Here is a 5,068-nt window from a genome sequence, read left to right as displayed (position 1 = left end):
TTTTTCCGGAGTCCAACTCTACACCTTGGGAAGCTCAAGGCTTCGTCGGGGGCTGGTTCAGCTCCGGAGGTTTGGGACCACCCACTCTACCACTACTGTGGGAGCTTGGTTCGTGTTCCCGGCGGCCGCCCGGTCTCCCTGGCGACGAAGAGAACATTACACGCCCCGAAACAGCCCTCGAACAGGGGGGTCCCTTTTTTCGCGCCAAGCCCCTGACCTGCGTCGATCCGTCGGCCGCGGCCCGAACCCGGTCAGCCCGGCTCGCGCTCCCCGTGCGTCGCGATCACCGTGACCCCGACGAGGATCGCCGCGAGGACCGCCGTCACGTGGATCGGCGCCGGGCCGAACGACGCGGCGAGCACGAGCACCGCGGCGGCCGGGAAGCCGATCGCGATCGGACGGCATTCGTTCGTCGGGCCGATGTGCAGCAGCCACACGCTCACCAGGAAGACCGCGACCGGGATCGTCACGGCCAGCGCGGTCACGATGCCGCTGACGTGCGCCTGCCCGCTGTCGAAGCCGACCGCCAGTTCCAGCCCGGCGCCGACGGCCGCGGCCGAACCGAAGATCAGGTAGTGGCCGTATCCCCAGCTCAACGCGGTCCACCGCGAGTTGCCGCGTTCGAGGCGGGCGTGCCCGGGCTGGTCGAAGTACAGCCACCACATCGAGAACACCAGGACCAGGCCGGCGACAGCCAGCGACACCAGTTCCCCGGTGTGCTCGCCCTCCGCGATCCCCTCTTTCACCGCGTTGGTCGCGCTGAGCACGGTTTCGCCGAGCACGATCAGCGTGAAAAGCCCGTACCGCTCGGCGATGTGATGCGAGTGCCACGGCGTGGTCGTCCGGGCCTCGGCGACCGCGGGCACCGCGAGTTCCAGAAGCAGGATGACGAAGAAGCTGACGAACCCCGCGGTGCCGGGCAGCGCCAGCCGGGCGATCCACAGGATCTGGCAGAGCGTGATGCCCGCCGCGTAGAAGTACGCGGTCGTGCGGACTTCCGGTGCTTGCCGCGCCGCGCGGAGCCACTGCGCGACCGCGGCCAGGCGCATCAGGACGTACCCGATGACCACGATCGTGAAGTCGCCCCCGAAGGCTTTGTCCACGCCGGCCGCGACGGTCAGGCCGCCGGCGATCTGGACGAGGGTAGCCAGCCGATAGGGCACGTCGTCGGTGTCGAACGCCGACGCGAACCAGCTGAAGTTCAGCCAGCCCCACCAGATCGCGAAGAACACCATCCCGAAGCTGAGCACCCCGTGCCCGACGTGCCCCTCGGACAGCGCGTGGTGCAACTGCGCGGCGGCCTGGCCGACCGCGACCACGAAACACAGGTCGAACAGCAGCTCCAGCGGCGTCGACGCGCGGTGTCCTTCGCTGGTGTCGCGTGGCCGCATCGGCCGGTACCACACCCGGATCCGGTTGCCCGGCAATGACTCGTGGGCCATGTGCGCTCCCCTTTCCGCAGAACGCGGCCATCCCAACATGATCGACGGCGCGACGCGAGCGCGACATCCCCGAGCAGCCGGAACCGGGTGAAACCGGACGTCTCAGCGCAGCCGGACCGCCAGTTCGAAGACCGGATCGTCGGGGCCTGCTTGACCGGGATCGCACAGGAAGATCTGGCGCGGCTTCCAGTCGGCCTGCACGTCGCGGTCGGTCAGCCAGCGGTGCAGCGACTCGGCGCCGAGCGCGGTCATCATGTTCGCCTTCGGCACGGTGACGTACGCCTCGCGGCCCGCGTCGTCGGTGCTGAGCGTCATCTCCGGGAAGGCGATCTCACCGCCGTCAGGGTCGATCGGACAGCAGAATTCGACCAGGCCGTCGCTGTCATTGCCGATTTCCCCGTGGTAGCGCAGGAACGGCCGCCCGGCGCTGCCTTCCGGGCGCGGGACCGCCGGGCCGCCGAAGAACGCGAACAGCGGGGCGGCGAACGCGCCGATCCGGTCGGCGGTCAGGTGCTCGGAGGCGACGAGCAGCGTGCGGGCGGGCATTTCGCGGACGGACACGTCGTACATCGGGGTTTCCTTCCCGGCCAGTCGGTCGAGGAAGAACCCGGCGAGTTCCTGCTTGGCGCGCCACTCGCGCTCCTGCTCCTCCCAGTACGCGCGGACCTCGGCCGCCGCGGCTTCCGGCGGCAGGTCGAGGACGGTCCGGATCCGCGGCAGCGGCATTTCGATCCGGCGCAACTGGACGACTTGCCGGGCCCGGTCGAGCTGGTCCGGCGAGTACCAGCGGTAGCCGGTGTCCGGGTCGACGCGGGCAGGCGGCAGCAGGTTCATCTCGTCGTACAGCCGCAGCGCTTTGGGCGAAAGGCGGGCCAGGCGCGCGAACGCGCCGATGGTCAGCAGGTCCGTCATGGGTTCTCCCTCGTTCGGAACACCCTGAGCGTGGGGCCGGTCCCGAGGGGAAGGTCAAGCGCGGCGGCCCCGGCGTTCCGGTCCCTCGCGGAACCGAGGGGAAGGCGGGCGGCGAGGGCGGGGAAGGGAGAAAGACGGGCGGGCCCGGTTCCCCCTCGCCCGGGCCCGCCCCGTTGCCTTCGCACGCACTCGACCGGCCACTCCGGGCAGTGCCCCGGCGATTCGCCGTACGGTCCCCCGCGGACGCCGACGAATTTCGTACCGGGATGCGACTCCGGGTGTCCATTCCCCGGAACTTCGGACTCCCGGGCCGCTCGGCCGATCGACCCATCCCCGGTCGATCGAACGGATTGCCACTGTAGGTAGCCAAAGCGCCGTTTTGAAGGCTCCATAAGGTCTACTCGGTTGCTCTGAGTAGCACTAGGGCCGAAGGTCACCTGTCACCCGGATGGAGTATCACCTGGTGGCGGTAAGTAGCTCACTGAATAGGGAAGATCAGCGTTGCGTGGTCACGTTCGGTGAATATTCACCGCGGACTGCGCCGCTTGCTGGTCCTCCGTCAGGATGGCACGCCGCCGGCGGGCGCGGAGTTCCAGGGTCGCGAAAGCCAGCGCGACCAGCGTGAGCCCGGCCGCGCAGCACATCGCCGCGGTGAGCGCGGTCTGGTGCCCGGCGGTCGCGACCACGGATTCGAACACCGACGCCAGCACGGCCGTGCCGATCGCGGTGCCGATCCGCTGGCCGGTCTGCAGCGCTCCCCCGGCGACGCCGGCCAGCCGGTTCGGCACGCATTCGAGCGTGAGCGTCGTATTCGGCGAGATCACCATCCCGCCGCCGATCCCGCCGACCAGCAGCGGACCGGCTACCGCGAATCCCGCGGCCGACGGCGGCACGAGTTGCACGACCAATCCCACTGCCAGCAGCGAGAGCGCGACGATGCTCAGGCCCAGGACAGTCAGCTTCCGGCCGAACCGGGCCACGAGCCGTCCGGCGACAGCCGCCGTCACAGCCGAACTCAGTGCGAACGGCGTGACCGCCAGCCCCGACTGCAGCGGCGTGTACCCGAGCCCCTGCTGGAAGAAGAGCGCGAACACCAGCCAGATCCCGGCGAAACCGCAGAAGTACAGCGCCCCGACCGCAGCGCCGCTCGCGTAGCCCGGGGTGCCGGTGAAGAGCCGGATGTCCAGCAGCGGCGGCCGGTTCTTCCGCACGACCCGCCGTTCCCACCACACGAAGACGGCGCCGAAGACGATCGCCACCCCGAACAGCCACCAGAACCGGCCGAGCCCGCCCCGTTCGGATTGCACGAGCGGCAGCAGCACGCCGAGCACCGCGACGGCCAGCAGCACGATCCCGGCATAGTCGATTTCCGTGCGCAGCCGGAGTTTCCGCCGGTCTGTCCGCGGCAGCAGCTTCATCGCGAGCCCGAACGCGATCGCACCGATCGGCACGTTCACGTAGAACACCCACCGCCAGCCGTCCGGGTCGCCGAACAGCGCGAGGATCACGCCGCCGAGCACCGGCCCGACCGCGGTGGAGATGCCGACGACCGCGCCGAACATGCCGAACGCCCGCCCGCGCTCGGCACCGCGGAACAGATCCTGGATCAGGCCGCTGTTCTGCGGCGTCAGCATGCCCGCGGCGCAGCCCTGGGCCAGCCGGGCGGCGACGAGCGTCGCCGGATCGGGGGCCGCGCCGGCGAGCGCGCTCGTCGCGACGAACGCGGCCAGTGCGATCAGGAACATCCGGCGGCGGCCCAGCGCGTCGCCGAGCCTGCCGCCGGTGACCAGGACCAGGCCGAAGGCGAGCGCGTAGCCCGAGACCACCCACTGGATGGCGCCCGCGCCGGTGTTGAGGTCGCGCTGGATCGAGGGCAGAGCCGTGTTGACGATGCTGACGTCCAGCAGCGTCATGAACCCGGCGGTGAGAGTGACCGCGAGCGCCCGCCAGCGACGGGGATCCGGCTCCGCCCCGGTCATCAGGTGTTGGCGGTGATCCCAGGGATGCCCTTGAGCTCACCGATGAGCATCGAACTGACCTTCACCGGGTAATCGTAAAGCGCGAAGACCGTCTGGTTCTTGCCGACGAGCTTGAGGTGCACCGGCGTATCGCCCTTGTGCGCCAGCAACGTCGACTTCAGTTCGCTGACCACGGCCTGGTCGATCTTCTCGGCGGCGGCCAGCAGCACCAGCGGCGGTTCCTCGTCGCCGTTGCCGATCTCGGAGAGGTCCAGCGGCACGAGCCCGCCGCCGAACACCGACATCTTGTCCTCGCGCCAGTTGACCCGGCCCTTCACCAGCACCGCGTTGTCCTCGACCAGGTCCGCGGCGAACATCGAGTACGCCTTGGCGAAGAACAGCACCTCGAGCGCGGCGTCCATGTCCTCGACGGTGCAGATCGCCCAGGGCTCGCCCTTCTTGTTGACCCGGCGTTCGAGCGAGGTGAGCAGGCCGGAGATGACGACCTCGCCCTCCTTCGGCGGGTCGGCGAGCAGTGCGGCGATCGGCTTCGGCGCGTGTTTGCGCAGGATGCGCTCGGCTCCGTCGAGCGGGTGCGCCGACACGTACAGGCCCAGCATTTCTCGTTCGTAGGCGAGGAGCTGCTTGCGCGGGTACTCCTCCTCGCCGAACTTGAGGTGCGCGAGCGGCGAGGAGGACGGCGCCGCCTCGGCCGCGTCTCCGTCGTCGGCTCCGAACGAGCCGAACAGGTCGAAC

At 69.7% G+C, this 5,068-nt stretch carries 4 protein-coding genes; all 4 read right to left on the bottom strand.

Going from position 1 to position 5,068, the window contains the following annotated elements; genetic code table 11:
* Window positions 1-251 precede the first annotated feature (251 nt).
* Complete coding sequence (locus H4281_RS44965; protein ID WP_182896946.1) at window positions 252-1,442, bottom strand: low temperature requirement protein A; 1,191 nt, start codon at window positions 1,440-1,442, stop codon at window positions 252-254.
* Between the two features lie 102 nt (window positions 1,443-1,544).
* Window positions 1,545-2,354 (bottom strand): MerR family transcriptional regulator, encoded by an 810-nt coding sequence (locus tag H4281_RS44960; protein ID WP_182896945.1) that lies wholly within the window; start codon window positions 2,352-2,354, stop codon window positions 1,545-1,547.
* Between the two features lie 509 nt (window positions 2,355-2,863).
* A complete protein-coding gene (locus tag H4281_RS44955) occupies window positions 2,864-4,333 on the bottom strand; it encodes an MFS transporter (RefSeq protein ID WP_182896944.1) in 1,470 nt (489 codons plus the stop codon).
* A partial coding sequence (locus H4281_RS44950; RefSeq protein WP_376772034.1) for an OB-fold nucleic acid binding domain-containing protein occupies window positions 4,333-5,068 on the bottom strand: 736 nt, incomplete at its 5' end. The genes H4281_RS44950 and H4281_RS44955, both read right to left, overlap by 1 nt.

The sequence above is a fragment of the Amycolatopsis dendrobii genome (assembly GCF_014145675.1).
Taxonomy (GTDB): Bacteria; Actinomycetota; Actinomycetes; order Mycobacteriales; family Pseudonocardiaceae; genus Amycolatopsis; species Amycolatopsis dendrobii.
This window is presented reverse-complemented; position numbering and strand designations above follow the sequence as displayed.